Annotated in this window: 30 protein-coding genes; 20 read left to right on the top strand and 10 right to left on the bottom strand. The window is 68.3% G+C overall.

From position 1 onward, the window contains the following. Window positions 1-19: 19 nt before the first annotated feature. The 3 genes from H1343_RS16645 (at window position 20) to H1343_RS16635 (ending at window position 2219) form a co-directional block, all read left to right on the top strand. On the top strand, window positions 20-511 hold the full coding sequence (locus H1343_RS16645; RefSeq protein ID WP_185983931.1) for a DUF2244 domain-containing protein: 492 nt from the start codon (window positions 20-22) through the stop codon (window positions 509-511). A gap of 81 nt (window positions 512-592) precedes the next feature. Next, window positions 593-1486 carry a bifunctional helix-turn-helix domain-containing protein/methylated-DNA--[protein]-cysteine S-methyltransferase gene (locus H1343_RS16640; RefSeq protein WP_185983930.1) on the top strand — a complete coding sequence of 298 codons (894 nt, stop codon included), beginning with the start codon at window positions 593-595 and terminating at the stop codon, window positions 1484-1486. Window positions 1487-1559: 73 nt separating this feature from the next. Next, complete coding sequence (locus tag H1343_RS16635; RefSeq protein WP_185983929.1) at window positions 1560-2219, top strand: endonuclease III domain-containing protein; 660 nt, start codon at window positions 1560-1562, stop codon at window positions 2217-2219. Here the strand turns inward: H1343_RS16635 and H1343_RS16630 are convergent. Then, a complete protein-coding gene (locus tag H1343_RS16630; protein WP_185983928.1) occupies window positions 2195-3004 on the bottom strand; it encodes an alpha/beta fold hydrolase in 810 nt (269 codons plus the stop codon). The genes H1343_RS16635 and H1343_RS16630 overlap by 25 nt on opposite strands. A gap of 224 nt (window positions 3005-3228) precedes the next feature. On the opposite strand from H1343_RS16630, the gene infC reads away from it, so the two are divergent. The 3 genes from infC (at window position 3229) to rplT (ending at window position 4633) form a co-directional block, all read left to right on the top strand. Beyond that, a complete protein-coding gene (gene infC, locus H1343_RS16625) occupies window positions 3229-3768 on the top strand; it encodes a translation initiation factor IF-3 (RefSeq protein ID WP_185985730.1) in 540 nt (179 codons plus the stop codon). Between the two features lie 205 nt (window positions 3769-3973). Further along, on the top strand, window positions 3974-4174 hold the full coding sequence (gene rpmI, locus H1343_RS16620; RefSeq protein WP_185983927.1) for a 50S ribosomal protein L35: 201 nt from the start codon (window positions 3974-3976) through the stop codon (window positions 4172-4174). A 39-nt stretch (window positions 4175-4213) separates the two neighbouring features. After that, complete coding sequence (rplT, locus tag H1343_RS16615; protein WP_185983926.1) at window positions 4214-4633, top strand: 50S ribosomal protein L20; 420 nt, start codon at window positions 4214-4216, stop codon at window positions 4631-4633. A 170-nt stretch (window positions 4634-4803) separates the two neighbouring features. On the opposite strand, the gene H1343_RS16610 is transcribed toward rplT, so the two are convergent. After that, window positions 4804-5202 carry a RidA family protein gene (locus H1343_RS16610; protein ID WP_185983925.1) on the bottom strand — a complete coding sequence of 133 codons (399 nt, stop codon included), beginning with the start codon at window positions 5200-5202 and terminating at the stop codon, window positions 4804-4806. A 38-nt stretch (window positions 5203-5240) separates the two neighbouring features. Next, window positions 5241-5990 (bottom strand): SDR family oxidoreductase, encoded by a 750-nt coding sequence (locus H1343_RS16605; protein ID WP_185983924.1) that lies wholly within the window; start codon window positions 5988-5990, stop codon window positions 5241-5243. 88 nt (window positions 5991-6078) lie between these two features. On the opposite strand from H1343_RS16605, the gene H1343_RS16600 reads away from it, so the two are divergent. From H1343_RS16600 to H1343_RS16545, 12 genes are all read left to right on the top strand, one after another. Beyond that, window positions 6079-6441, top strand: coding sequence for a winged helix-turn-helix transcriptional regulator (locus H1343_RS16600; RefSeq protein WP_246333172.1), 363 nt, complete (start codon window positions 6079-6081; stop codon window positions 6439-6441). A gap of 247 nt (window positions 6442-6688) precedes the next feature. Further along, window positions 6689-7771, top strand: coding sequence for a phenylalanine--tRNA ligase subunit alpha (gene pheS / locus H1343_RS16595; RefSeq protein ID WP_185983923.1), 1083 nt, complete (start codon window positions 6689-6691; stop codon window positions 7769-7771). A gap of 35 nt (window positions 7772-7806) precedes the next feature. Continuing rightward, the gene (locus H1343_RS16590; RefSeq protein ID WP_185983922.1) at window positions 7807-8088 is read left to right on the top strand and encodes a BrnT family toxin; all 282 of its coding nucleotides are present in this window, start codon (window positions 7807-7809) and stop codon (window positions 8086-8088) included. Beyond that, entirely contained in the window at window positions 8060-8386 is a 327-nt protein-coding gene (locus H1343_RS16585; protein WP_185983921.1) for a BrnA antitoxin family protein, read from the top strand. The genes H1343_RS16590 and H1343_RS16585 overlap by 29 nt, the downstream gene beginning before the upstream one ends. Before the next feature lie 72 nt (window positions 8387-8458). Next, window positions 8459-8857, top strand: a complete 399-nt coding sequence (locus tag H1343_RS16580) for a hypothetical protein (RefSeq protein ID WP_185983920.1) — start codon at window positions 8459-8461, stop codon at window positions 8855-8857. Between the two features lie 31 nt (window positions 8858-8888). Then, complete coding sequence (gene pheT, locus H1343_RS16575; protein WP_185983919.1) at window positions 8889-11306, top strand: phenylalanine--tRNA ligase subunit beta; 2418 nt, start codon at window positions 8889-8891, stop codon at window positions 11304-11306. A 102-nt stretch (window positions 11307-11408) separates the two neighbouring features. Further along, window positions 11409-12350: a penicillin-insensitive murein endopeptidase gene (mepA, locus tag H1343_RS16570; RefSeq protein ID WP_246333171.1), complete on the top strand. Its 942-nt coding sequence runs from the start codon at window positions 11409-11411 to the stop codon at window positions 12348-12350. 66 nt (window positions 12351-12416) lie between these two features. Further along, on the top strand, window positions 12417-13457 hold the full coding sequence (locus tag H1343_RS16565; RefSeq protein ID WP_185983918.1) for a glucokinase: 1041 nt from the start codon (window positions 12417-12419) through the stop codon (window positions 13455-13457). A gap of 61 nt (window positions 13458-13518) precedes the next feature. After that, window positions 13519-15342 carry an ABC transporter ATP-binding protein gene (locus H1343_RS16560; protein WP_246333170.1) on the top strand — a complete coding sequence of 608 codons (1824 nt, stop codon included), beginning with the start codon at window positions 13519-13521 and terminating at the stop codon, window positions 15340-15342. A gap of 16 nt (window positions 15343-15358) precedes the next feature. Beyond that, window positions 15359-16162, top strand: a complete 804-nt coding sequence (gene dapB, locus H1343_RS16555; RefSeq protein ID WP_185983917.1) for a 4-hydroxy-tetrahydrodipicolinate reductase — start codon at window positions 15359-15361, stop codon at window positions 16160-16162. Window positions 16163-16198: 36 nt separating this feature from the next. Beyond that, the gene (locus H1343_RS16550; protein ID WP_185983916.1) at window positions 16199-16819 is read left to right on the top strand and encodes a 2,3-bisphosphoglycerate-dependent phosphoglycerate mutase; all 621 of its coding nucleotides are present in this window, start codon (window positions 16199-16201) and stop codon (window positions 16817-16819) included. Window positions 16820-16831: 12 nt separating this feature from the next. Further along, window positions 16832-17683: an SDR family NAD(P)-dependent oxidoreductase gene (locus H1343_RS16545; RefSeq protein WP_185983915.1), complete on the top strand. Its 852-nt coding sequence runs from the start codon at window positions 16832-16834 to the stop codon at window positions 17681-17683. Window positions 17684-17690: 7 nt separating this feature from the next. Here the strand turns inward: H1343_RS16545 and H1343_RS16540 are convergent, their stop codons facing one another. Then, window positions 17691-18161 carry a cupin domain-containing protein gene (locus H1343_RS16540; RefSeq protein ID WP_185983914.1) on the bottom strand — a complete coding sequence of 157 codons (471 nt, stop codon included), beginning with the start codon at window positions 18159-18161 and terminating at the stop codon, window positions 17691-17693. A 49-nt stretch (window positions 18162-18210) separates the two neighbouring features. Next, the gene (locus H1343_RS16535; protein ID WP_185983913.1) at window positions 18211-18957 is read right to left on the bottom strand and encodes a TSUP family transporter; all 747 of its coding nucleotides are present in this window, start codon (window positions 18955-18957) and stop codon (window positions 18211-18213) included. 140 nt (window positions 18958-19097) lie between these two features. On the opposite strand from H1343_RS16535, the gene cobT reads away from it, so the two are divergent. Continuing rightward, window positions 19098-20123, top strand: a complete 1026-nt coding sequence (cobT, locus tag H1343_RS16530; protein ID WP_185983912.1) for a nicotinate-nucleotide--dimethylbenzimidazole phosphoribosyltransferase — start codon at window positions 19098-19100, stop codon at window positions 20121-20123. On the opposite strand, the gene H1343_RS16525 is transcribed toward cobT, so the two are convergent. The 5 genes from H1343_RS16525 to H1343_RS17055 all read right to left on the bottom strand — a co-directional run bounded on the left by H1343_RS16525 (window position 20120) and on the right by H1343_RS17055 (window position 24551). After that, the gene (locus H1343_RS16525) at window positions 20120-20326 is read right to left on the bottom strand and encodes a DUF3329 domain-containing protein (RefSeq protein WP_185983911.1); all 207 of its coding nucleotides are present in this window, start codon (window positions 20324-20326) and stop codon (window positions 20120-20122) included. The genes cobT and H1343_RS16525 overlap by 4 nt on opposite strands. Continuing rightward, entirely contained in the window at window positions 20323-22128 is a 1806-nt protein-coding gene (gene mdoH, locus H1343_RS16520) for a glucans biosynthesis glucosyltransferase MdoH (protein ID WP_185983910.1), read from the bottom strand. The genes H1343_RS16525 and mdoH overlap by 4 nt, the downstream gene beginning before the upstream one ends. A 154-nt stretch (window positions 22129-22282) precedes the next feature. Next, window positions 22283-22555: a hypothetical protein gene (locus H1343_RS16515; RefSeq protein WP_185983909.1), complete on the bottom strand. Its 273-nt coding sequence runs from the start codon at window positions 22553-22555 to the stop codon at window positions 22283-22285. 5 nt (window positions 22556-22560) lie between these two features. Next, entirely contained in the window at window positions 22561-24204 is a 1644-nt protein-coding gene (locus H1343_RS16510; protein WP_246333169.1) for an OpgD/OpgG family glucan biosynthesis protein, read from the bottom strand. Window positions 24205-24269: 65 nt separating this feature from the next. Further along, window positions 24270-24551, bottom strand: coding sequence for a hypothetical protein (locus H1343_RS17055; protein WP_246333168.1), 282 nt, complete (start codon window positions 24549-24551; stop codon window positions 24270-24272). A gap of 148 nt (window positions 24552-24699) precedes the next feature. Here H1343_RS17055 and H1343_RS16505 point away from each other — a divergent pair, with 148 nt between their 5' ends. After that, entirely contained in the window at window positions 24700-25854 is a 1155-nt protein-coding gene (locus H1343_RS16505; protein WP_185983907.1) for a hypothetical protein, read from the top strand.

Genomic DNA, 25854 nt, shown 5'->3' with positions numbered 1-25854 from the left:
AGGCAAAGGCGAGCTTGCCATGACGCATGATGACGACCCAGCGGCCGATCGGCCTATCTTCCGGGCGGTTCTGACGCCTCATCGTTCGCTCGGGCGCAAGGGCTTCAACCGGCTGATGATCGCGATGGCGCTCCTCAGCGTCTTCGTCGGCATCGCCTTCCTTTCGCAGGGCGCCTGGCCGATCGTCGGCTTCTTCGGGCTCGACGTCTTCATACTGTGGGTGGCGCTGCGTGCCAGCTATCGATCAGGCCGGGCGAGCGAGGAGGTGCGCGTTTCGCGCACCGAGCTCCGCATCCGCAAGACCTCGCCGGCCGGCAGGGTGACGGACACCACCTACAACCCCTTCTTCGCCCGGCTTCTCGTCTCCCGCCACCAGGCGGTGGGCGTTGCGGGCATCGCCGTGACGGGGGCGGGCCGCACGACGGAAGTGGGCGCCTTTCTGGAGCCGGATGCGCGACCCGGCTTCGCGCGCGAGTTCGGCAGAGCGCTCTCGCAGGCGCGGGCGGGCTGACGGCCGTTCGGCAGAGGAAATCGGGTGGCGCGGTGCCTCGCGATCCGCCACATCGAAGGGAAGAGACAGGGAGACGACCCCATGCGTCACGAATCCTTCGAGACAATTCGCCCGATGGACAGGCCCGAGAGCCAGCCGGACTACGCGCTCGTTCAGGGCGCGATCGAATACATCTCCACGCAGTATCGCGCCCAGCCGTCGCTGACCGAGATCGCCGGGGCGCTGAAGACCGGCGAGGCTGAACTCGAGACGGTGTTCCGGCGCTGGTCGGGTCTGACGCCGAAGGCCTTCCTGCAGGCGGTGACGCTCGACCACGCGCGCGGGCTGTTGGCGGGCGGCATGCCCCTGCTCGAAGCTTCGATGGAGGTGGGTCTTTCCGGCCCCTCGCGGCTGCACGATCTCTTCGTCAAGCACGAGGCGGCCTCGCCGGGCGCCTACAAGACGCGCGGCGCGGGACTGACTCTCTCCCACGGCTTTGCCGATTCGCCCTTCGGGCGCACGCTCGTCCTGTGGACGGAGCGTGGCGTGGCGGGCGTCGCCTTCTCCGATCCGGAAAAGGGTGGCGATGCGGCCGCGCTGGAAGACATGCGTCGCCGCTGGCCGCTGGCCGCCTATGTCGAGGATGCGGACGGGGCGGCCCCGCATGTCGCGCGGATCTTCGATCCCGACGCGTGGAACGCCCAGCGTCCACTGCGCATCGTCCTGATCGGCACGGATTTCGAAATCCGCGTCTGGGAGGCGCTGCTGTCGATCCCGGTCGGGCGGGCGACGACCTATTCCAGCATAGCGGGTTGCCTTGGCGTGCCGAGGGCCGCGCGCGCTGTCGGCGCGGCGGTCGGGCGCAACCCGATCTCCTTCGTGGTGCCGTGCCATCGCGTGGTCGGCAAGTCGGGCGCGCTGACCGGCTACCACTGGGGCCTGACGCGCAAGCGCGCGATGCTTGGCTGGGAGGCCGGTGTCCTCGCGCGAGGCTGATTGCGACGCTTCGCCCCGCTTCGAAGTCGTCAGCCGCCGCCTATCTTCGCCGCCTCTGCAGAAGGGGCAGGTGATGGATCGGCTGGACGAGGCGTCGGTGGAGGAAGTGTTTCGGCGCCTGCAGCGGCACATGCCGGGGCGCACGCCGACCGCGAAGGGGCCGAAGGATCAGGCAGACCCGTTCCGCGCCGTCGTCGCCTGCATCCTCTCGGCCCAAAGCCTCGACCGCAACACCGCGCTCGCGGCAGACCAGCTCTTCGCGAAGGCGCGCACGCCGGACGATCTCCTGGCGCTTCCCGAGCGCGAGATCGCCGAGGCGATCCGCCCCTGCGGCCTCTACAACATCAAGGCGCGAAACCTGAAGCGGCTGGCCGCGGCGCTCGTCGGGGAGCATGGCCGGACCGTGCCGCGAACGCGCGAGGGGTTGATGGCGCTGCCTGGCGTCGGACGCAAATGCGCCGACATCGTCATGGCCTTCACCTTCGACGCAGACGTGATCGCGGTCGACACGCATGTGAACCGGGTCTGCAATCGCCTCGGCCTGACGCAGGCCAGGAGCGCGGACGCGACCGCCGAACAACTGGAGGCACGCGCGCCGCGCTGGGCTTTGCGCGACGGGCATTTCTGGCTGATCCAGTTCGGCAAGGCGGTGTGCCTCTCGCGCCGCCCGCGCTGCGAGAACTGCTTTCTCGCCGATCTCTGCCTCTTCTACTCGGCGGTCGTGCGGGACTGATCGCGTTCGCGCGCGGCGCGGATCAGCTCGCCCAGCGCGTTCTCCATGCGGCGCAGATCCTCGGGCCGGGACAGGCGGTGGTCGCCGTCCGCCACCAGCGTCAGCGTCAGCCCGTCGCCCGGCAGATACGAGACGAGCTCCAGCGCGTGGGTGTGCGGCACATCCGCATCCTCCATGCCCTGGATGATGTGGATCGGGCAGCCGACGACGATCGGCTCGTCCATCACCGCCGCCTTGGAGCCGTCGTCGAGAAGCGCCTGCGTGTAGATGGTGGGTTCGGGGCCGTATTCGGAGGGGCGCGCGATGAAGCCGTCGCGCTCCAGCGAAACGCATTCGGCGCTCGTCAGCGAAGGTTCCACGAGGCGGGTGGTGAAGTCCGGCGCCGGGGCGAGGAGCAGGAGGCCGGCGAGCCGCGACGCGCCCTGTGCGCGCCAGTCGCGCGCGATGCGCAGCGCGATCCACGCGCCCATGGACGAGCCGACGAGGATCGCCGGCCCCTGCGTCCGGGCCTCGATGACGGACAGCGCGTCCTCGGTCCATTTCGAGATCGTGCCATCGCGGAACGCGCCGTCCGATTCGCCGTGGCCCGAATAGTCGAGGCGAAGGAAACCGAAGCCGTCGCGCGCGGCCAGCGCGGCGAGGTGCTCGGCCTTGGTCCCGCGCATGTCCGAGCCGTAACCGCCGAGCCAGACGACGGTGGGCGTCTTGCCCGCGACCTCCAGGAACGCCAACCGCTCTCCCTTGCCGTTTTCGTGAAATTGCGGCGGGATGCGGCTGTCGGACATGGGTGTCTCCTCATCGGAATGTCGCGCGCTGCGGCGGGGCGCATCGCAGCGCGCGAAAATAAGCCTTGGGCACGGGCGTGAATTCGTGTGCTCGCCGTGCTATATAGTGTGCTCTTTCGGATCGGCGCGGCGTCGTATGACCCCCGATTCCGCCCGCTGCGGCTGCTCCTGACAGGGGTTTCGCATCGGGCCGCATACATCGTCAACGTCAGGAGACAACGACCATTCGCAGACCATTTCGTGCGCCGCCGGCCCAGAAGGAAGGGCCGCGCTCCAACCGGGACATCCGCGTCCCGCTCGTCCAGCTCATCGATGCCGAAGGCCAGAACCTGGGGCAGGTTCCGACCGCCGATGCGCTCGCGATGGCCGAGGAAGCGGGCCTCGATCTCGTCGAGATCGTTCCGACGGCCAGTCCGCCCGTGTGCAAGATCCTCGATCTCGGCAAGCTGAAATACGAGAGCCAGAAGAAGGCGGCCGAGGCGCGCAAGCGCACCAAGACCATCGAGGTCAAAGAGATCAAGATGCGTCCCAACATCGACGATCACGACTACGAGACGAAGATGAAGGCCGTGCGCCGCTTCTTCGAAGAGGGCGATAAGGTGAAAGTCACCCTGCGCTTCCGTGGTCGCGAGATGGCGCACCAGGAACTTGGCATGCAGCTTCTCTCGCGGGTTCGCGAGGAGACGGCGGAGATCTCCAAGGTGGAGGCCGAGCCCAAGCTCGAAGGCCGCCAGATGATGATGGTGCTCGCCCCCCGGGGCTGAGCATCGTCCCGTCTGCCGGGCTGATCGCCGCGAGGGGCGCTTGCCCTTCTCACGGTTTTGCCGTAAAGGCCACCCGTCAACGAATGAGCCGGCCGGCAGGGCATGCCGTGGCGGCTCTTAACGCTGTCGACCGTTCCGAACCTTCCGTTCGCTTCCGCGCCTCATCGGCGCTGTCGGGTCGTGGCTCCTATCCAAGGAGAGCAAAATGCCCAAGATGAAGACCAAGGCGGCAGCCAAAAAGCGCTTCCGTTTCACCGCGACCGGTAAGGTCAAGGCGGGTGCCGCCGGCAAGCGCCACGGCATGATCAAACGCTCCAACGACTTCATCCGCAACGCGCGCGGGACGATGGTCCTCTCCGAGCCCGATGCGCGGATCGTCAAGGTCTACATGCCTTACAACCGCTGAGCGGCGACGGGCTTTTACGAGATTTAAGGAGCATCGATCATGGCACGCGTTAAGAGGGGCGTCACGTCCCACGCTAAGCACAAGAAGGTCCTGAAGGCTGCCAAGGGCTTTTACGGCCGCCGCAAGAACACGATCCGCGCCGCCAAGGCAGCCGTCGATCGTTCGAAGCAGTACGCCACGCGCGACCGCCGCAACAAGAAGCGCAACTTCCGCGCTCTGTGGGTGCAGCGCATCAACGCCGCCGTGCGTGAGCACGGCCTGACCTACGCCCGCTTCATCGACGGCCTGAACAAGGCCGGCATCGAGGTGGACCGCAAGGTGCTGTCGGACATCGCCATTCATGAGCCGGAGGCCTTCGCGGCCCTCGTGGAGCAGGCGAAGGGCGCACTGTCCTACATCAAGGACGGCCAGTTCCCGGGCGCCTATGAGCGCGCCGTCGGAGAGAAGAAGGCCGCCTGACTCGAAGGCGACACCTCTTCAGACATCAAAGCCCGCGCGGGGAGACCGGCGCGGGCTTTTCTACGTTAGAACAGGGGCTTGGCGGCCGCCAGCATCAGGAGCTGCCTCGCCGCGACCGCGATCGACGTCGCTCGCCAAATGCGCGGGGAGCGCACGCTATCATGAAATAATCAGCGTCCCGCCGGTATGCGGGCGGTCGCCTTTATCTCGAAGTCGAACCCGTTCAGCCAGTTGACGCCGATCGCGGTCCAGGCCGGGTAGGGGGCATGGGGAAACGCGTTGTCCTTCGCCCGCAGGACAGCGTCGAACTGGCTTTCCGGGTCGGTGTGGAAGCTCGTCACGTCCACGACATCCGCGAAGGTGCAGCCGGCCGCCTTGAGGACCGCCTCCAGGTTCTGAAAGGCTTGTTCGACCTGCTCGGCGAAGTCCGGCTCCGGAGAGCCGTCGACGCGGCTCCCGACCTGGCCGGAGACGAAGAGGAGGTCGCCAGAGCGGATCGCGGCCGAATAGCGGTCACGTTCGTAGATGGCGAGACGGTCCGCGGGGAAGATCGCTTCTGTCCTGGTCATGGGGAAGGGCCTCTGAATCGGGAGTTGAAATGGTGGGGCTAGATCTGCGCCTGTCCGCCATCGACGAACAACTCGCTGCCGTTGACGAAACTGCTGTCGCCGGACGCGAGGAACAGAGCGGCGGCCGCCGTTTCGCTCGTCTCTCCCATTCGTCCGAGAGGCACTTGTGCCTCCATCGCAGCGGCGAAGGCCCGCTTGGCATCCTCGCTGGGCGAGAGGCCGTGAAGACCCGGCGTCGAGGTCGGGCCCGGGACGAGCACGTTCACGCGGATCCGGCGTGGCCCCAGCTCCTGAATCCAGTTGCGCGCGAAGCTGCGGACTGCGGCTTTGCTCGCTCCGTATACGCTGAAGGCCGGCGAGCCCACGGTGGCCGCCGTGGACCCCGTGAGGATGACGGACGCGCCGTCGACGAGAAGCGGCAACGCCTTCTGGACCGTGAACAGCGTTCCCTTCACGTTGGCGGCGAAGATGCGTTCGTAATGCTCCTGCGTGACGTCAGGCAAGGCGGCGAATTCGCCGGCACCAGCGTTGGCAAAAAGCACGTCGATCCGGCCCTCTTCGCTGCCGACGATATCGTAGAGGCGGTCGAGATCGGCGAGGTTGGAAATATCGCCCTGAACGCCGCGGGCACCGTTGCCGACCTCGGCCACGGCGGCGTCGAGTTCGGGTTGCCGACGCCCGGTCATGAACACGCGGGCACCTTCCTGCGCGAAACGCTTGGCGCTCGCGAGGCCGATCCCGCTGTTCGCACCCGTGATGACCGCCACTTTCCCAGCCAGCTTGCCCATTTTCGTCTCCTGAAGTGTGGGAGCCGGGATATGGACCAGCGCAAACCTCCTGTTTAGTACTGACCTTTTGGTAACCGTGAGGTGGTCCGTGGATACGGGTGAGCAGGAGTGCGGTCTTGATGTCGCGCTTGCCGTGATGGGCGGGAAGTGGAAGCCCTTGATCCTCTATCACCTTGGATACGGACCACGACGGTTTGGGGACCTCAAGCGAGCGGTGGCAGGGATCAGCGAGAAGGTACTGATCCAGCAACTGCGTGATCTTGAAAGTGCGGGCGTTCTTGTCCGGCACGACCACAAGGAGGTGCCGCCGAGGGTCGACTACACGGTGACGCCGTTCGGGATGACGCTCGTGCAGGCGCTCAGGCCCTTGTGTCACTGGGGAACACAGAACCGATCCACGATCACCCGGCATTTGAGCGGCGCCGGAACCGTTGTATCGGGAGCGGAGTGACCGGACGCTTCTCGCGACATCTGCCGGCGACGCAGCTTGGCCGGCCCGGGTGTCTGCAAGTGAGGCCTTCCGCCCGTTCTGATCGGTTGCGGATGAGCCGACAGGCTCGCCTCGTGCTATGAACGGCATCTCGGCTGACGGAGGCGATCCGGCGGCAAACCACGTCCGCTTTGCGTCGCCGCATCGTTCGTCCTAGAAGCGGGCGCGCGCCGGCGCGCATTTGACGAGACGAACGAGCGGAACCGACGTGAGCGATCTTCAAGCCCTCGAGGCGACCTACATCTCCGACATCGAGGCGGCGGGCGACGAGGCGGCGCTTGAGGCCGTACGGCTGGCCGCCCTCGGCAAGAAGGGCGGGATTTCCGAACGCCTCAAGGGCCTCGGCAAGATGAGCCCGGAGGAGCGCCGCGAGGCGGGGCCTGCGCTGAACGGCCTGCGCGACCGCGTGCAGGGCGCCATCACCGCCAAGCGCGAGGCGCTGGCGGATGCCGCGATCGAGGCGCGGCTCGCCTCCGAGACGCTCGACGTTTCGCTCCCGGTGCGCTCCTCGCCGGTCTCGCGCGGGCGCATCCACCCGATCAGCCAGGTGGTGGACGAGATCACGGCGATCTTCGCCGATATGGGCTTCGCGGTCGCCGAAGGTCCGGACATCGAGACCGACCACTACAATTTCACCGCACTGAACTTCCCCGAGGGCCATCCGGCCCGCGAGATGCACGACACCTTCTTCCTGAAACCGGCCGCCGACGGCGTGCGCCGGGTCCTGCGAACCCACACCTCGCCCGTGCAGATCCGCACGATGGAGGCGCAAAAGCCGCCGATCCGCATCGTGATCCCGGGCAAGACCTACCGGCAGGATTCGGACGCCACGCACACGCCGATGTTCCATCAGGTGGAAGGGCTGGTCATCGACCGGACCGCCAACGTCGCCAACATGAAGTGGGTGCTGACCGAGTTCTGCAAGGCGTTCTTCGAGGTGCCGCAGCTCTCGATGCGCTTCCGCCCGAGCTTCTTCCCCTTCACCGAGCCGTCGATGGAGGTCGACATCCAGTGCGACCGCTCCGGCGCCGAGGTGCGCTTCGGCGAGGGCACGGACTGGATGGAGATCCTCGGCTGCGGCATGGTGCATCCGAACGTGCTGCGCGGCGTCGGGCTCGACCCGGACGAGTATCAGGGCTTCGCCTGGGGCATGGGCATCGATCGGATCGCCATGCTGAAATACGGCATGCCGGATCTGCGCGCCTTCTTCGACGCGGACGTGCGCTGGGTGGAGCATTACGGCTTCCGCCCGCTCGACATGCCGACACTCTTCGGTGGTCTCAGCGCTTGATCTTTTCGTGGCCACAATTAAATTGAGGTGGCCGGATGGAGTTCGAGTGGGACGAGGCCAAGCGTTGGTGGAACCTCGAGACGCGCGGGCTGGATTTCGCGGATGTCGCGTATTTCGACATGAACACGGTGCTGACGTTTGAGGATCGACGGCGCGACTATGGCGAGCCGCGTTATAATTCGATCGACCTCCTGTTTGGCAGGCTTTGCACATTCTATTGGACTCCGCGCGGCAAGCGGGTTCGCATCATCTCGATGAGGAAGGCCAATGACCGCGAGCGCGCGCAGTATGAAAGGCAGACTTCCGACCTTCGATGACGTGGAGAAGGGCCGCGTGACGCTCGACGATTACGAGGCATCACACGGCGAGGACATTCCCGAATGGACAGCCGAGGATTTCGCCCGTGCCCGGCCGATGCGCGAGATCTTTCCCGAGATTGTCGAGGCACTGGAGAAGTCGCGCGGCCAACGCGGTGTCCAGAAGACGCCGACGAAGGAGCGCGTCGGGCTGCGCCTCGACCGCGAGATCGTCGATCACTTCCGCGCGACGGGTGACGGCTGGCAGTCGCGCATCAACGCGGTGCTCGCCGAGCACGTCCGCAACCACTCTCGTTGACGCTGCGGGCTTGACCGGCGCGCGGCGGCGGGCAAGGAGTGCCCCGCCCGCCCATCGAAGGAGCCGTCGCCCGTGAACGCGTCGCGCCGCATCGTTCTCGAGATCATCGCCGTCCTTGCCGGCGCCGTCATCGGCACGCTGTTTGCCGGTTTTCTCGCTTGGCTGTTTGCCGGCGAGCCCTTCGTGGCCGCGATGTTCTCGCCGCGCGATTATGTGCTCGCGCTCGTGGTCGTGACGATCTTCGCGGTCCTGTACGCGAAGCTCTCGGCGACGCCCGCCGTTCTCGCCAGCCTGGCCGTCGGCACGTTCCTGCCGGTGATCGTGGATCGCTTCGCCTTCGGCTGGAACCCCGGCGCTTTGGCGCTCGTCCTCGTCAATCTCGCCTTCGCGGTGGTCGCGCTTTCGGCTTACCGCTTCGTTCACGCCAACGCGCTCGCGCGCGAGGCCGCCGGGCGCGCCACGTCGCGCTGACACCGATTTCTCCGAAAGACGACTGAAACCGATGAAGTTCACGCTCTCCTGGCTGAAGGACCATCTCGAAACCGACGCCTCGCTGGCCGAGATCACCGCGCGCCTGACGGCGATCGGCCTTGAGGTCGAGCATGTCGACGACCGCGCGGCGATGCGACCCTTCACGATCGCGAAGGTGCTGAGCGCCGAGCCCCACCCCGACGCCGACAAGCTGCGTGTCCTCCGCGTCGATGCCGGCCCATCCGTCAACGACGGCAAGCCGATGCAGATCGTGTGCGGCGCGCCAAACGCGCGCGCGGGCCTCGTCGGCGTCCTCGCCCTGCCGGGCACTTATGTTCCGGGCATCGATACGACGCTCGGCGTCGGCAAGATCCGGGGCGTGGAGAGCTTCGGCATGATGTGCTCCGAGCGCGAGCTGGAGCTGTCCGACGAGCACAACGGTATCATCGATCTCCCGGCCGATGCGCCGGTGGGCACGGCCTTCGCGGACTATGCGGATCTCGCCGACCCGCTGATCGAAATCAACCTCACGCCCAACCACCCCGAGGCGACGGGCGTCTACGGTATCGCGCGCGATCTCGCCGCTTCGGGCCTCGGCACGCTGAAGACGCCGGCGGTCGAGCCAATCGAGGGGAAGGGGCCTGCAGGCATCGCGGTCTCGATCGAGAGCAGGACCTGCCGCGGCTTTGCCGTGCGCTCGGTGACCGGCGTGAAGAACGGTCCCTCGCCGGAATGGCTTCAGAAGCGCCTGCGCGCCATCGGCCTGCGCCCGATCAACGCACTCGTCGACATCACCAACTACATCACCTTCGATCGCGGCCGCCCGCTCCACGTCTTCGACGCGGCGAAAGCGCGGGCGGCGCTGATCGTGCGCGATGCGAAGGAGGGCGAGGAGATCCTCGGCCTCGACGGGCGCACCCACAAGCTCGCGGTCGGCATGTGCGTCATCACCGACGATGACGGAGAAGTGGAGTCGATCGCCGGCATCATGGGCGGCGAGCGCACGGGTTGCGACGAGAACACGACGACGGTCCTGATCGAATCGGCTCTCTGGGAGCCGCTGGACATCGCGCGCACCGGCCGCGCGCTCGGCATCATCACCGATGCGCGCTATCGCTTCGAGCGCGGCATCGACCCGGCCTTCATGGTGCCGGGCCTTGACCTCGCGACGAGGATGGTCCTCGACCTGTGCGGCGGCGAGCCGAGCGAGAGGATCGTGACGGGCCTGCGAGAAGAGGCCCCGAGGCCGATCCACCTGCCCTTCTCCGAGATGAAGCGGCTCACCGGCCTCGACGTCGAGCCCGAGCGTCAGGTCGCGCTTCTGCGCGGACTTGGCTTCACCGTGGAGCCCGAGGGCGATGCGGCGAGCGTCACCGCGCCGTCCTGGCGCCCTGATGTCGATGGCAAGGCCGACCTCGTCGAGGAGGTCATGCGTCTCGTCGGGGTCGACGAGATCCAGCCTGTCGCGCTGCCGCGTCTGGCGGCGGTTGCAACGCCGATCCTCACCGCGGCGCAGAAGCAGGGCAGGGCCGTACGTCGCTCGCTCGCCGCGCGCGGCATGGCCGAGACCGTGACCTACTCCTTCGTCAGCCATGACGAAGCAAGCCTCTTCGGCGGCGGCGCAGAGGAACTGCAGCTCGAGAATCCGATCGCTGCGGACCTGTCCGACATGCGGCCCTCGCTGCTGCCGAGCCTTCTGGCGGCTTCGGTGCGCAACGCCGCGAAGGGCTACGGCGAGACGGCGCTGTTCGAGGTCAGCCACGTCTATCGTTCGGTCCAGCCGGACGGCCAGCGGCGCGTTGCGGCCGGTGTGCGCCGCGCCAGCGCGCGCCACGAGGGCGCCGGGCGCGACTGGGCAGGCGGCGCCGCGCCCGTGGGCGTCTTCGATGCCAAGGCCGATGCCTTCGCCACGCTCGAGGCAGCGGGCGTGCCGGTCGACCGGCTCCAGATCGAGACGCCGGCGAGCCCGTGGTATCATCCGGGACGCTCCGGCCTCGTCAAGCTCGGGCCGAAGACGGTGCTGGCCGAGTTCGGCGAGTTCCATCCGAAGGTCCTGAAGGCGATGGGCGCCAGCGGCCCGCATGCCGGCTTCGAGGTCTATCTCGACGAAGCGCCCGAGCAGAAGCGCAAGGCCACGCGCACCAAGCCGGTGCTGACGCTCTCGCCCTTCCAGCCGGTGCGGCGCGACTTCGCCTTCGTGGTGGATGCGCCCGTCCAGGCGTTGAAGATCGTGCGCGCGGCCGAAGGCGCCGACCGCAAGCTCGTCTCCGAGGTGCGCGTCTTCGACGTGTTCGCGGGCGCCTCGCTCGGCGAGGGGCGCAAGTCCGTCGCCATCGAGGTGACGCTGAAGCCCGCCGAGCGCACCCTGACCGACGAGGACATCGAGGCTGTGTCGGGCAAGATCGTCGCGGCGGTGGCGAAGGCGACGGGCGCGACCCTGCGGAGCTGATCGTCTGGCCCTCAAAGCGCCGCAGGGCCGCGCTCTTCCTCGACGTAAGCCCGGCTCCACCATGCGGTGCCAGCCTTGGGCGGCGGCACGGAGGGAGCGCCGATGGCGAAGCGGATGGGGAGATGGGTGCTGGTGGCCTCGGCGCTTCTGGCGCTCGCGCCGGTGGCCGAGGCGCAGGTCGCCCGCGATGTCTTCGGCGCGGTCGCCGGCCCGGCGGGCGATCGGACCGACGCGATCGGCTCCTATTCCAAGGGGTGCCTGTCCGGCGGCGTGCAGATGCCGCCGGACGGACCCAACTGGCAGGACGTTCGCCGCGCGCGCAACAAATCCTACGGCCACCCGAACACGATCGCCTTCCTTCAGCGCTTCTCGCAGACCGTCGCCGCCAACGACAACTGGCGCGGCATCCTGATCGGCGACATCTCGCAGCCACGCGGCGGGCCGGCGGTCGGCCACGCCTCGCACCAGATCGGGCTCGACGCTGATGTCTATCTCACCGAGATGCCCCAGGGGCGCCTGAACGAGAACCAGCGCGAGACCATGGATATGACCTCGCTCCTGCGCCGGGGCACCTTCGAGGTGGACGATCGGCGCTGGCGCGCGGAGCATGGCCGCATCATCCGTCGCGCCGCGCTCGACCCGGAGGTCGACCGCATCTTCGTCCATCCCGGCATCAAGCGGAAACTGTGTGAGGTCGCGGGCGGCGATCGCTCGTGGCTGCGCAAGGTGCGCCCGACCTACGGCCACGACTACCACTTCCATATCCGCCTGAAATGCCCGCCCGGCACGGCCTGCGAGCCCCAGAGCGCGGTGCCGGCTTCGGAAGGCTGCGACGCCTCGCTGCAATGGTGGTTCGACGTTGCGCTGCAGCCGCCACCCCCGGACGCTCCGCCCTACACACCCAAGCCCCCGATGCAGCTGTCCGAGCTGCCGAATCGGTGCATCTCCCTGGTGAGCGCCTCGGGCGAGGACTCTCCAGGGGCGGCGGCCACCGCGAGCGCCGCCCTGCCGGCCTCGGTACCGGTGCCGACGCGTCGTCCCTGACGCTTCCGGCGGGCGAGGGCGGATGTTAAGGAACGGCTTCGATCGACTTCATGGGAGGCGGGCGCCGTGACCGTTACGCTCGAATCGCCCGACGCCCTGCGCTTTCCCGTTCTCGTCGGTGATATCGGCGGCACCAACGCGCGCTTCGCGCTCATCCTCGATTCCAATGCCGAGCCCCGCGCCTTCCCCACGATCGCCACGGCCGACTTCCCCAATATCGACGAGGCGATCCAGGCCTGCGTCCTCGACAGGACCTCCGTTCAGCCGCGCACGGCGGTTCTGGCGGTCGCCGGGCCGATCGACGGCGAGGACATCGACCTCACCAACAGTGCCTGGGTGGTGCGTCCGCAGCGCCTGATCAACGATCTCGGCTTCGACGAGGTCGTGATCCTCAACGATTTCGAGGCGCAGGCGCTCGCCGTCTCCGCGTTGTCGCCCTCGGGCCGCGCGGCGATCGGCGGCGGCACGGCGCGCGAGAACGCCAGCCGCGTCGTTCTGGGCCCCGGCACGGGGCTCGGCGTCGCCGGGCTCGTGCGCTCGCGCCATCTCTGGATACCCGTGGCAGGCGAGGGCGGCCATGTCGACCTCGGGCCGCGCACGGAAAGGGATCTCGAAATCTGGCCGCATCTTGAGGCGATCGAGGGCCGCATCTCGGCCGAGCAGATCCTGTGCGGGCGCGGCCTCGTCAATCTCTATCGCGCGATCAGCCTGTCGAACGGCGCGGACCACCCGTACACGACCCCGGCGGAGATCACCGATGCCGCGCGCGGCGGCGGCGATGCGGCGGCCGCCGAGGCGGTGCAACTCTTCGCGATCTATCTCGCGCGCGTCGCCGGCGATCTCGCCCTCGTCTTCATGGCGCGCGGCGGCGTCTATATCGGCGGCGGCATCTTCCGCCATGTCCTGCCGGCGATCTCGGTCTCGCAGATGCGCGCGGCCTTCGAGGACAAGGCGCCGCATACCGAACTGATGCGCGACATTCCGCTGTTTGCGATCACCGAACCTCTCGCGGCGCTGTCGGGCCTCGCATTCTACGCGCACAATCCGCGCCATTTCGGTCTGGAGACGCAGGGGCGGCGCTGGATCTCGGAGAGATCGAAGCGGTAGGCAGGCCAGGATACAGCGGCTATAGAGCGGCCATGCGCGTTCGCACCTCTTCGGGCCACCCGTGACCAAGACGCCCCGTCTCTCCCTCGCCGACGGCGCGGAACGCGGCCGGGCGTTGGCGCTCCTGAAGCGCATCTTCGCCGAAAACGCGCGCGATCACGTGCGCGGTTATGCCGTGGCGGCCACCTGCATGGTGCTGGTCGCGTTGACGACGGCCTTCCTCGCCTGGGTCATGCGCGACGTGATCGACCAGATCTTCGTCGAGGGCGATCCGGCCTATCTCGTCTCGCTGCCGGTCGCCGTGTTCCTCACCTTCCTCATCCGGGGGCTTGCCACATACGGGCAGGGGGTGATCCTCGCGCGGATCGGCAACGACGTCGTGGCGCGCTACCAGCGCCGGCTCTTCGCCCATCTGACCGAACTGTCGATGGACTTCTTCGGCGAGAATCGCTCGGCCCAGCTCGCCGCGCGCATCAACCAGAACGTCACCGGCGTGCGCGACACGCTGAACCTGACCGTCACCTCCATCGCGCGCGACCTCCTGACGCTCGTCTTCCTCGTCGGCACGATGATCTGGCTCGACCCGCTCCTGTCTGCGATCGCGCTTCTGGCCGGCCCGCCCATCGCGATCATGATCGCGGGCCTCGCGCGCAAGCTGCGCAAGGCGACGCGCCAGTCGATCGATCTCAACGCCCGCGTCCTCGGTGCGATGCAGGAGGCCGCGCAGGGCATCCAGGTGGTGAAGGCCTTCACGATGGAGGCGCCGCTGCGCGCACGCACGGAGGGGCTGATCCGGGGCGCCGAGGAACGATCGAATCGCATCGCAGCCATCACGGAGCGTTCCGGCCCTGTGACGGAGACGATCGCGGGTCTGGCCGTCGCCGGCGTCATCGCATGGTCCGGTTACCGCTCGATCGAGTACGGGTACTCGCCGGGCGCCATGTTCGCCTTCATCACCGCGTTGCTCCTCGCCTACGATCCCGCCCGCCGCCTCGCGCGGCTGCAGGTGCAACTCGAGCGCGCGCTGGTGAACGCGCGCATGATCTACGAGATCCTCGACCTGAAGCCGAGCCAGGCCGACGCGCCGGGCGCCGTGCCCCTGCGCGTGCAGAGCGGCGAGATCGTCTTCGAGGACGTCTCCTTCGGCTATCATGCCGGCGAGCCGGTGCTGTCGCGCATCGCCTTCACGGCCCCGGCCGGGCGCACTACGGCGCTGATCGGCGCCTCGGGCGGCGGGAAGTCGACCATCATCGCCCTGATCGAGCGGTTCTACGATCTCGATCACGGCCGCATCCTCATCGACGGGCAGGACATCCGGGACGTGACGAAGGCCTCGCTGCGCGGGCAGATCGCCTATGTGCCGCAGGCGCCGACGCTCTTCGAGGGGACGATCCGCGAGAACATCCGCTATGGCCGCCCGGACGCGAGCGACGCGGAGGTCGAGGCGGCCGCGCGCGAGGCCCAGGCCGAGGAGTTCATCCTCGCGCAGCCGCTCGGCTACGAGACGCCGGTCGGCGAGGCGGGCGCGACGCTTTCGGGGGGCCAGCGCCAGCGCCTTTCGATCGCGCGCGCGCTGGTTAGAGACGCGCCGATCCTGCTTCTCGACGAGGCGACGTCGGCGCTCGACACGCGCTCGGAAAAGCTCGTGCAGGCGGCGCTGGAGCGCGTGATGGCGAACCGCACCGTCATCGTCGTCGCACACCGCCTGTCGACCATCGTCAACGCCGACCAGATTCTCGTCGTCGATCGCGGCACCATCGCCGAGCGCGGCACGCATGCCGAGCTTGTCAGCCGCGAGGACGGGCTCTATTCGCGCTTCCACGGGCTGCAGACTTCGCATCAGGGCGCGGTCGCGGCCGATATCGCCCAGGCGGTGACGGGATGAACCGGGGAGGAAAGCGATGAAGCTCGTGGTGCTCGGTGCGGCCGGCCGGATGGGCCGCACGCTGATCCAGATTCTCTCGCAGACGGAAGGCGCGACGCTCTGTGGCGCCCTCGAGCGCGAAGGCTCGATCGCGCTGGGCAACGATGCGGGGCTTCTGGCGGGCGCGGGCCATGCGGGCGTTGCCGTCACGGCCGACCTCGACGCGGCGTTCGATGGCGCCGACGGCGTCCTCGACTTCACCGCGCCGGCCTACAGCGTCGCCGTGGCGCGAGAGGCCGCGAAACGCGGCCTCGTCCAGATCATCGGCACCACCGGCTTCTCGGCCGAGGAGGACGCAGCCGTCGCCGAGGCGGCGAAGGGTGCGCGGATCGTGAAGTCCGGCAATATGAGCCTCGGCGTCAATCTTCTCGCCGTTCTCGTCGAGAAGGCCGCAGCCGCGCTCGGTCCTGACGCCTTCGACATCGAGGTGCTGGAAATGCACCATCGCCACAAGGTGGATGCGCCGTCCGGCACGGCACTCCTGCTCGGCAACGCTGCGGCGCAAGGGCGCGGCGTCGATCTCGATGCGGCCGCGGTTCGCGTGCGCGACGGGCATACCGGCGCGCGGGCGGCCGGCACGATCGGTTTCGCGACCCTGCGCGGCGGCTCGGTGGTCGGCGAACACGAGGTCATTCTGGCCGGCGAGGGCGAGCGGATCGAGCTGTCCCACCGCGCCGAGGACCGCTCGATCTTCGCGCGCGGCGCCGTGCGTGCCGCCTTATGGGCGGAGGGTCGCGAGCCCGGCCTCTATTCCATGCGAGACGTTCTCGGCCTGAACTGATCTCATACCAGCCCTATCCAAACGGAGCTCTCTGCCATGCCCCGAACTCTCGTCCTCGTGCGCCACGGCCAGAGCGAGTGGAACCTGAAGAACCTCTTCACCGGCTGGAAGGACCCCGACCTGACCGAGAAGGGCATCGCGGAGGCGAGTGCGGGCGGCGAGCGCCTGAAGGCAGCCGGGATCAAGCCGGACATCGCCTTCACCAGCGAGCTCCTGCGCGCCCAGCACACGCTGTCCCTCGTCCTCGACGCGCTCGGCCAAACCGGCCTCGAGACAATCCGCGACGTCGCCCTCAACGAGCGCGATTACGGCGATCTCTCCGGCCTGAACAAGGACGATGCGCGCCAGAAATGGGGCGAGGACCAGGTTCATGTCTGGCGCCGCTCCTACGACGTGCCGCCGCCGGGCGGCGAATCGCTGAAGGACACCGGCGCACGCGTCTGGCCCTATTACATCCACCGCATCCAGCCGAAGGTGCTGGCCGGCGGCACGGTGCTCGTCGCCGCGCACGGCAACTCCCTCCGCGCGCTGGTGATGGCGCTGGAGGGCCTGTCGGGCGAGGAGATCGTCGGGCAGGAGATCGCGACGGGCGTGCCCATCGTCTACCGCCTCAACGCCGATTCGACCGTCGCCGAGAAGACCATCCTCGAAGCTTAGGGAAGCCTTTCCATGCACCACCCCGCCATCGCGCCGCTCCACACCGCCGTCGTTCTCGGCGGGGCCTCCGGCATCGGGTTTGCCGCCGCGAAGGCCTTCGCGAAGGCCGGCATGAAGGTCGCGATCATCGACCGCACGATGGAGGCGCTGGAGGCGGCGCAGGTCGAGCTCGCCGCGATCGCCGGCAATGACGATCTCGTCCTCGCCGCAGCCTGTGACGTGACGGATCGCGCCGGGCTGGAGAAGACCGCGGCCCATGTCGAGAAGACGCTCGGCAAGGTCCACATCCTGATGAACAATGCCGGCATCCAGCCGGGTTCCTCGATCTTCGGAGATCAGGCGAACTGGGACGCGGTCCTGTCGATCAATCTCGGCGGCATCATCAACGGCACGCGCATCTTCGGGCCGGCGATGCTGGCGCATGGCGAACCGGGGCTTATCATCAACACCGGTTCCAAGCAGGGCATCACGACGCCGCCGGGAGACCCGGCCTACAACGTGGCGAAGGCCGGCGTGAAGGCGTTCACCGAGGCGTTGCAGCACGAACTGCGCAACCGCGAGGGCGGGCGCGTGGAGGCGGCTCTCCTCGTCCCCGGCTTCGTCTTCACGGGGCTGACGGCGCGCGGATGCACCGAGAAGCCGGACGGCGCCTGGACGGCGGAGGAGACCGTCGCCTTCATGCTGGAGCGGCTGGAGGCCGGCGACTTCTACATCCTGTGCCCGGACGGCGAAGTAACGCGCGAGATGGACGAGAAGCGCATCGCCTGGGCAGCGGGCGACATCACCCAGAACCGGCCGCCGCTCTCGCGCTGGCACAAGGACTGGGCGGACAAGTTCAAGGCGTGGGCCGAAGGCAAGGAGTGAGCGCCGCTCACCCCTCCGGATGCTTGTGGATCGGGTCTACCCAGTAGACCTCTTCCGGCTTCTCCACCGGCTCGACATCGGTGATGTTGACGACCACCGCCTCGTTGTCGGAGCGCACGAGCACGCATTGCAGGGGGTTGTCCGGGTCTGCATTGATCTCTTGATGGGGCACGTAGGGCGGCACGAAGATGAAGTCGCCCGGCCCCGCTTCGGCGACATATTCCAGCCTGTCGCCCCAGCGCATCCGCGCCTTTCCCGACACGACGTAGATGACGCTCTCCAGCGCCCCGTGGTGGTGGACGCCGGTCTTGGCGTCCGGCTCGATCGCGACGGTGCCGGCCCAGATCTTCTGCGCCCCGACACGCGCGTGGTTGATCGCGGCCTGTCGGAACATGCCGGGCGTCTGGGCGGTGTTCGGGTCGAGCGCGTCTCCCTTGATGACGCGCACGCCGTCGTGCTTCCAGCGGTCCTCGCTCATGGCTCTCCTCCTCCGTTGGCGCGAGAGGGAGGATAGCGCCCGGCCGTCGTCAGGAAAGCAGGAGCCTTACCGCGAGGACGAGACAGACGACGACGAGAAGCGGGCGGATGAGGCGTGCGCCGAAGCGCACGGCGGACATCGCGCCGAGGCGAGCGCCGAGAATCGCGGCGACGCCCATCGCGAGCCCCAGCTTCCAGTGGATCGAGCCGGCGGCCGCGAAGACGGCGAAGGAGCCGAGGTTGGACGCGAAGTTCAAGAGCTTGGTGTGCGCCGTCGCCTTCAGGACGCCGTAGCCGACGAGGCCGACGAAGGCGAGCATGTAGAACGAGCCCGTGCCCGGCCCGAACAACCCGTCATAGGCGCCGATGAGCGGCACCACCAGCATGGTGAAGAAGGCCGGCGAGATGCGCCGCCCGCGATCGACGTCGGACAGGCCCTTCTTGAAGGCGAAATAGATCGCGATGGCGATCAGGAGGAAGGGCAGGAGCGTGGCCAGAAGATCCGGCGGCAGAACGATGGCGAGCAGACCGCCGACGATCCCACCCAGGAACGCGATGCCGGCGACGGGCAGGAGAGCGCGAAGGTCCACGAGGCCGCGCCGCGCATAGGCGACGGTCGCGGAGCCGGAGCCGAACAGGCCCTGCAGCTTGTTGGTGCCGAGCGCCGAGACGGGATCGAGCCCGGCGATGAGAAGCGCCGGCACCGTCACCATGCCGCCGCCGCCGGCGATCGCGTCGATGAAGCCGGCGGCGAAGGCGGCCGCGATGAGGAGGACGAAGACGAGGTCGACGGTCATTGGGTCCGTGGCGGGCAGTGGCTCGCATCGCCGTAGGCCCAAACGCACCGGGTGAAAAGCGCCGATCGGATGGCCCGCGCGTTTGCCCCATCGCGAACGCCGTTTTATGACCCGCGCATCATCACCGAAAGAGCCATGCCATGTCCGCCACCGGCCTCCCCTTCGACGACATCCGCGCCCTTCTCTCCCAGATCCGCGGCCCGGACGGCGCCGCCCTCCACAATGCGCGCCACCGCGAGGAGACGTTGGCGAAGCCCGAGGGCTCGCTCGGCCGGCTTGAGGAACTGTCTGCTTGGCTTGCCGCCTGGCAGGGCCGCTCGCCGGCGGTCACGCGCCCTGTGGTGGCGATCTTCGCGGCCAATCACGGGGTCGCCGCGCGCGGCGTCTCGGCCTATCCGACGAGCGTCACGCGCCAGATGGTCGAGACCTTCGCGGCCGGAGGCGCCGCGATCAACCAGATCTGCGCGACCTACGATCTCGGCCTCAAGGTCTTCGACCTCGCGCTCGACTTTCCGACAGGCGACATCTCGCGCGAGGCGGCGCTGGACGAGAAGGCCTGCGCGGCGACGATGGCCTTCGGGATGGAATGCCTGCAGGGCGAGCCGGATCTTCTGTGCGTCGGCGAAATGGGCATCGGCAACTCGGCGGTTTCGGCGGCCGTTCTCGCCGGCCTCTTCGGCGGCACGGCGAAGGAGTGGGTGGGGCCGGGCTCCGGGCTCACCGGCGAGGCGCTCGCCCACAAGGCGTCGGTCGTGCAGGAGGCGCTGGACCTGCATCGCGCGCATCTGTCCGATCCTCTGGAGGTGCTGCGGCGTCTGGGCGGACGTGAGATCGCGGCGATGGCCGGGGCGATCCTGGCCGCCCGCATCCAGCGCGTTCCCGTGATCATCGACGGCTTCGCCGCGAGCGCTGCGGCCGGCGTCCTGCACAAGCTCGACGCCCGGGCGCTCGATCACTGCCTTTTCGCGCATGTCTCGGCTGAGCCGGGCCATCGCAAGGCACTGGAGGCGATGAACAAGGTGCCGCTCCTGGCGCTCGGCATCGGCCTGAGCCAGGGCGCGGGCGCCGCACTCGCGGCCGGCCTCGTCAAGGCGGCCGCAGCCTGCCATTCGGGCATGGCGACCTTCGAACAGGCCGGCGTGTCGGAACGCGAGCGATCTTTCTAAACGTCGTCGCCGGGCTTGTAGGCGATGAAGAAGGTCCATACGGCCCAGCCGGCCATCGCAAGGGCGAGGATGCCCCAGACGGCCTGACCGTTGGCCCATTCGACGCCGGACCAGATCAGGCAGACGAGCACGACCGCCGCCCGGCGCCAGGCGGGGCGGAAGAAGCGTGCCGTGCGGTCTTCGGCCGGCGGGCCGCCGCTCATGCCCGCCCCGCCACGGCGCCGGCCGGCACGCTGACGGGCGCCGGCTCGGTCCCGGCCGACGGCGCCGCCGCGACGGAGGACAGGCGCGCACGCCAGCTTTCCGAGGAACGGATCACCGGCTCGGGATGCAGCTCGAAAGGCGTCGCGAAGATCGAAAGACGCCGTGCCGCCTCGCCGATGGGTGGGCTGCCCGTCAAAGACACGAACAGCGGTGCGATGAGCAGCGGCAGCGCGATCGGGCAGACCCACAGGAACAGTTCGAAGGCGTAGGTGAAGGTGGTGAAGAGGAGGGCCGCGCCCACCAGCACCATCCACCACGAGCTTTTGAAGGCGACGGAGAAGGGGATCCCCTCGTCCTCGCGCTCCGTCGCCGGCCAGCCCGAATCGGCCCCGACGAGGATTTCAGCGACGGCCTTGGACTGGAACAGCATCATGATCGGCGCGAGCGCGCTCGTCATGATCAACTCGCAGGTGGCGCTGCCGAGAACGGCTGCCGGCCCGCCGAAGCGCTTGGCCCGGTGCGAGAAGGCCGTGCGGAAGGCGATCAGCGTCTTGGGCAGGAGCAGCAGCAGGAAGATGCCGAGAAGCAGCAGCAGCGCCTTCGTCGTCTCCGGGCGCGGGAAGACGGGGAACAGGGTATCGCCGGGGAAGTAGTTCGGCTCCGGAGCGAGGATCGGGTCGAGCAGCGATACGATCAGGAAGAGCAGCCAGATCGGCGAGGCGGCATAGGCCATGATGCCGGACACCATCGACACCCGGCTCCAGAAGCGCAGGCGCGGCGCGGTCAGGAGGCGGCCGTGCTGGAGGTTGCCCTGGCACCAGCGCCGGTCGCGCTTGGCGTATTCGATGAGGTTGGCCGGCGCCTCCTCGTAGGAGCCTTCGAGATCCGGATCGACGCGCACCTTGTATCCCGCGCGCGACAGGAGTGCCGCCTCCACGAAGTCGTGGCTGAGGATGTGCCCGCCGAAGGGCGGTGGGCCCGAGAGATCCGGCAGACCGCAGGCGGCCGCGAAGCTCTTGATGCGGATGATGGCGTTGTGGCCCCAGAAAGGGCCCTCACGGCCCTGCAGGGCGGCGATGCCGCGCGAGAAGAAGGGGGAGTAGAGCGCCGCAGAGAACTGCAGCGCCCGGCCGAACAGCGTTTGGCGCCCGATGATGAGCGGCTGCGTCTGGAGAAGCGCCAGCTCGTCGTCGGCCTCCATGCGCGCCACCATGTCGAGGATGGTGGCCGGGCGCATCAGGCTGTCGGCGTCGAGCACCAGCATGTAGTCGTAGGCGCCGCCGTTCTTGGTGACGAAATCGGCGATGTTGCCGGCCTTGCGGCCGGTGTTCTTGGCGCGGTGCCGGTAGTAGAGCCGTCCCGCCGTCTGAAGGTCGGCCGCCACCTGGAAAACCGCGCGACGCTCGGCCGTCACCGATTCGGCCTTGGTCGAATCGGACAGGACGTGGAAGTCGAAATGATCGAGCTGGCCCAGCGCGCCGAGCCCCTCGATCATGGCGGCGACACGCGCCAGCACCGCGTCCGCGTCTTCGTTGTAGACGGGCATGAGCACGGCCGTTCGCGCCGTCACCGGCACTTTCGGATCGTGGAAGACCGGCTTGTGGGCACGGTGCCACAGAATGCCGACGGCGGCGGTGTTGAAACCCCAGGCGAGCCAGACGCAGCACACGATCAACAGCGCCACCTGGATGAAATGCAGCCAGGTTGCGCCGTTGGCGGTGATGATCTGCGCGAAGAGGACACCCGCAAGCACCGCAAGGGCGATCGCAGCGGCGGCGAAGCAGAGCCGAGCCAGAACCATGTTTCGTTTACTCGAACATTCTCTGTTGGAAGGCGCGCGAGCCCTCCCGACGGATCGCACGCCTATGGTCGCATGACGACCGTGTGCAATCAATCACGCGATCGTGTCGTCGGTCGGACGACTTAGGCGGCGATGCCGACGAGAATGCGGCGTCTCAGACGCCGTCCCGAAGATGAGAGCGCAGGATCGGCTGCACCGGCATGTCGAGCGCGGCGCGCGGCTGCGGAAGGACGAGCGTGCGCAGGAAGGCGACGGCCTTGCGCTTGCGCGCCCGTGCCGCCTCGAGCACGATTTCGGGATCGGGGCTCGTGCGTCCGTCGGCCGCGAGGCGTTCAGCGATCGCGTGACGCAGTTCCTCGTCGGACAGATCGGCGCGGCCTATCAGCGCGGCGACGCACGGAGCGTCTGTGTGGGAATGAAGGGTCATGGCGCTCAGACCGCCCCCGTCCACTGGTAGAGCCACGTCTCGCTCAGCGTGCGCCCGGCATAGGTGAGCTTGGCGCGCAGCTCGACCGGTGCCGAATCGAGCTTCTCCAGTTCGAGAGACAGGCGCCAGCCGCCATGCGGCATGCGGCGCATGCCTGCATGCTGCAGCCGGGCATTGTCGCCGACGTCGATCAGCGGCTCGATGCGCGCATCCATCGGCAGGCTGGCCGCCGTGCCGCCGTCGAAATTGATCTCGAAGCGCCACAGTCCGGGATTGTCCGACGTATCGGCCGCATTGCCGCCGACGCCCGCATAGGTTCCCGTCACCATCGCGAGGCCGCCCGCGTCCTCGTCGAGGATGCCCCAGCGCATTCGGTAGCGGAATTCGTACGCGCTACCGGCCGCCGGCCGCTCTTCCGGCACCCAGAAGGCGACGATGTTGTCGTTGGCCTCGGAGTTTGTCGGGATCTCGACGAGTTGCACCACGCCCCGCCCCCAGTCGCCGAGCGGCTCGATGGTCAGCGAGGGGCGCACGTCGTAGCGTGCTTCCACGTCCTGATAACTGGCGAACTCGCGATCGCGCTGGAGAAGGCCGAAGAGGCGCGGCGAGGCCTCGCCGAAATAGCTGAGGGCGAGCTCGGTCGGGTTCTTCAGCGGGCGCCACACGCGCTCGCCCGAGGCGCGCACGATCATCAGCCCGTCGCTGTCGTGGACCTCCGGGCGGAAGTCTTCCGGGCGCCGACGGTTGTTCTCGCCGTAGAAGTACATCGAGGTCAGCGGAGCGACGCCGAGGCGTTCCACCGGATTGCGGAAGTAGAGCCGCTTCGTCACCTCGATGATCGTGTGCTGGCCGGGGATCACGGTGAATGCGTAGGCCCCCGTCACGCTCGGGCTGTCCAGCTCGGCGAAGATCGTGATGCGCTCGTCGCTCGGGCCGGGGCGCACGAGGTAGAAGGCCGAGAAGCGCGGGAACTCCTCTTCCACCGTCGTCGCGGTGTTGAGCGCGATGCCGCGCGCCGAAAGGCCGTAGCGGTTGTCACGGCCGAGCGCGCGGAAATAGCTAGCGCCCAGGAACGAGACGACTTCGTCGAAGAGGTCCGGCCGGTCGATCGGCGTGGTCAGGCGGAAGCCCGCGACGCCGTCCAGCGGCGTGTTGCGGAAGAGGTCGGCGTCGAGCGGAGCCAGGAACTCGAAATCCTCGCCCGAGAAGGCGAGAAGCTGGAAGCGCTGGCCGTCACCGACATGGATGCGCGTCGTCGCCCGGTAGAGGAAGCCGGGATAGAACGCCTGGAGCTGGAACTGGCCGGGTTCGTTCGCCCAGACGGTGCGCTCGCGGCGAAACAGGATGCGCCGGTAGCCGTCGTAGTCGAGCTCTGCGATCGGCTCGGGCAGCTCGTCCTGAAGCGGGACGTACGGCTGGGCCGCGCGCTCGCGCATGGCGGCCGACAGGGCATCGAAGGAGAAGTTGTCGAGATCGACCCGCGCGCCGGGCGGCAGCGGATCTTCGGGCGTGGTCGGGGCCGCCTCCTCCGGCGTTGCCGCCGGGTCGGCGTCCTGGGCACGCGCATCGAGAGCGAGCGCTGCGGCGAGCACGCCGCCGAGCCCGAGTTTCAGGGTTTCACGGCGAGTGGAACGGGTAAGGCTCTTCAAGGTCGGCGGATCACATGTGCGCTGCGGGAAATTGGCGTGACCATACGCAAGTGCGTCGTCGGTGCCTAGGTGCCCCGTCGGGTAAGCGGGCCGCGAGCGGTCGTCGGCGAGGTCGAGTGACGCTCGCGGCGCCCGACGACCATCATCGGCACCGACGCGAAGGACAGGATTGCCGACAGTGTGATGAAGAGACCGATCGTCGGATTGGTCTCCGGCGCAGTCGTGTAGAGGAAGAGGTAGAGTTCGTAGAGGAAGGCCGGCGGCGCCAGGGTGAACAGGAGCGCGCCCGCCCATCCGAGCGTGCGGAAGTGGGTCGTCGTGTAGCTGACGGGCATGGGGTCGGTCATGGCGTGAGGTTCCGCAGGCATGTTTCGACACTTGTGCCATGCTTGGCTTGTCTCTGGCCGGATCGGAGCGCCGTTGCCGCAGACCGCCGCGGGCGTTATCAGCGAAGGCCGGCGGCCGCGCGCAGCGGTTGCGCCGCGATGGAGCCTCATGCCGTCCTTCAAGACCCGAGCCCGGACCGTCCTGCGCTTCCTCGGCGCGCTCGCCACCGGGCGGGCGGACGACGCGCCAGCGATCGACGCGGGGAACTGGCAGCGGTTCGGCATCCTGGCGCCGGGGATTGCCGCCGGGCTGATCGTGGTCCTGCTTCTCGCCGTCTTCCTTCTCAACCCGTTCGGCAATTTTCCGCAGACCCCGTTCTCGCAGACCTTCGCCCATCACAACCAGCGCTACGCCTATCCCTCGATCGCGCGCTCAGGCGATTACGATTCGGCCGTCTTCGGCACGTCGACCTCGCGCCTGCTGCCGCCCGAGGATCTGGACCGCGCGTTCGGCGGTCGCTTCGCCGCCCTCTCGATGGACGCGTCTTCGGCCTGGGAGCAGACGCAGCTCACGCGGCTCTTCCTGCGCGCGGTGCCGCACCCGCGCACGCTCCTCCTCTCGCTCGACCCCGAAGTCTGGTGCGCGCCGGATGCCGATACGCGCCGCGTGACCTTCCGCCTGTTTCCGCAAAGCTTCTACGACGACGACCGGCTGAACGATGTCTCGGACCTCCTGAACCTCGAACTGCCCGAGGTGCTGCGCCGCTCCCTGCGCATGGCGAGCGGAGGGCAGGAGCCGTATTTCCGGCCGGACGGCTTCGGCGACTTCACGCAAGGGGAGGGTGCCTATGACGCCGAGCGCGCCCGCCGCGCGCTCCACGGCGGCGCACCGCCGCAGACCACACCCGCTGCGCTGCCACGCGCCGACGACGCGTCGATCGCGCCGCGCCCGCAGGACCGGTTCCCGGCTCTCGTATGGCTGGAGGAGACGTTGGCGCTCGTGCCGCGCGAGACGCGCACGATCCTCGTCTCGATGCCCGTGCATGTCGTCGCGCAGGCGCGCGTCGGTACGGAGCTCGCGGCCCAGCGCACCGAATGCGCGCGCCGCATCCTCGCGCTCGGCCGGGCGGCCGAAGCCTTCGTCCTCGACATGGGCTTCGCCTCGCCGCTGACGGTGGAGGACACGAACTACTGGGACCGGGTGCATTTCCGTCTGCCGATCGGCCGGCAGGTCATCGGCGAGATCGCGGCGGCGGTCGACACGGGCGCCGAGACGCCGAACCTTCGCGTCCTCGCGATGCCTACGCGCGCCGGGCAGGGCTGA

Source organism: Aureimonas mangrovi, from assembly GCF_014058705.1.
GTDB lineage: Bacteria > Pseudomonadota > Alphaproteobacteria > Rhizobiales > Rhizobiaceae > Aureimonas > Aureimonas mangrovi.
The sequence above is the reverse complement of the archived record's forward strand: the minus strand, read 5'-3'. Positions and strand labels throughout refer to the sequence as shown.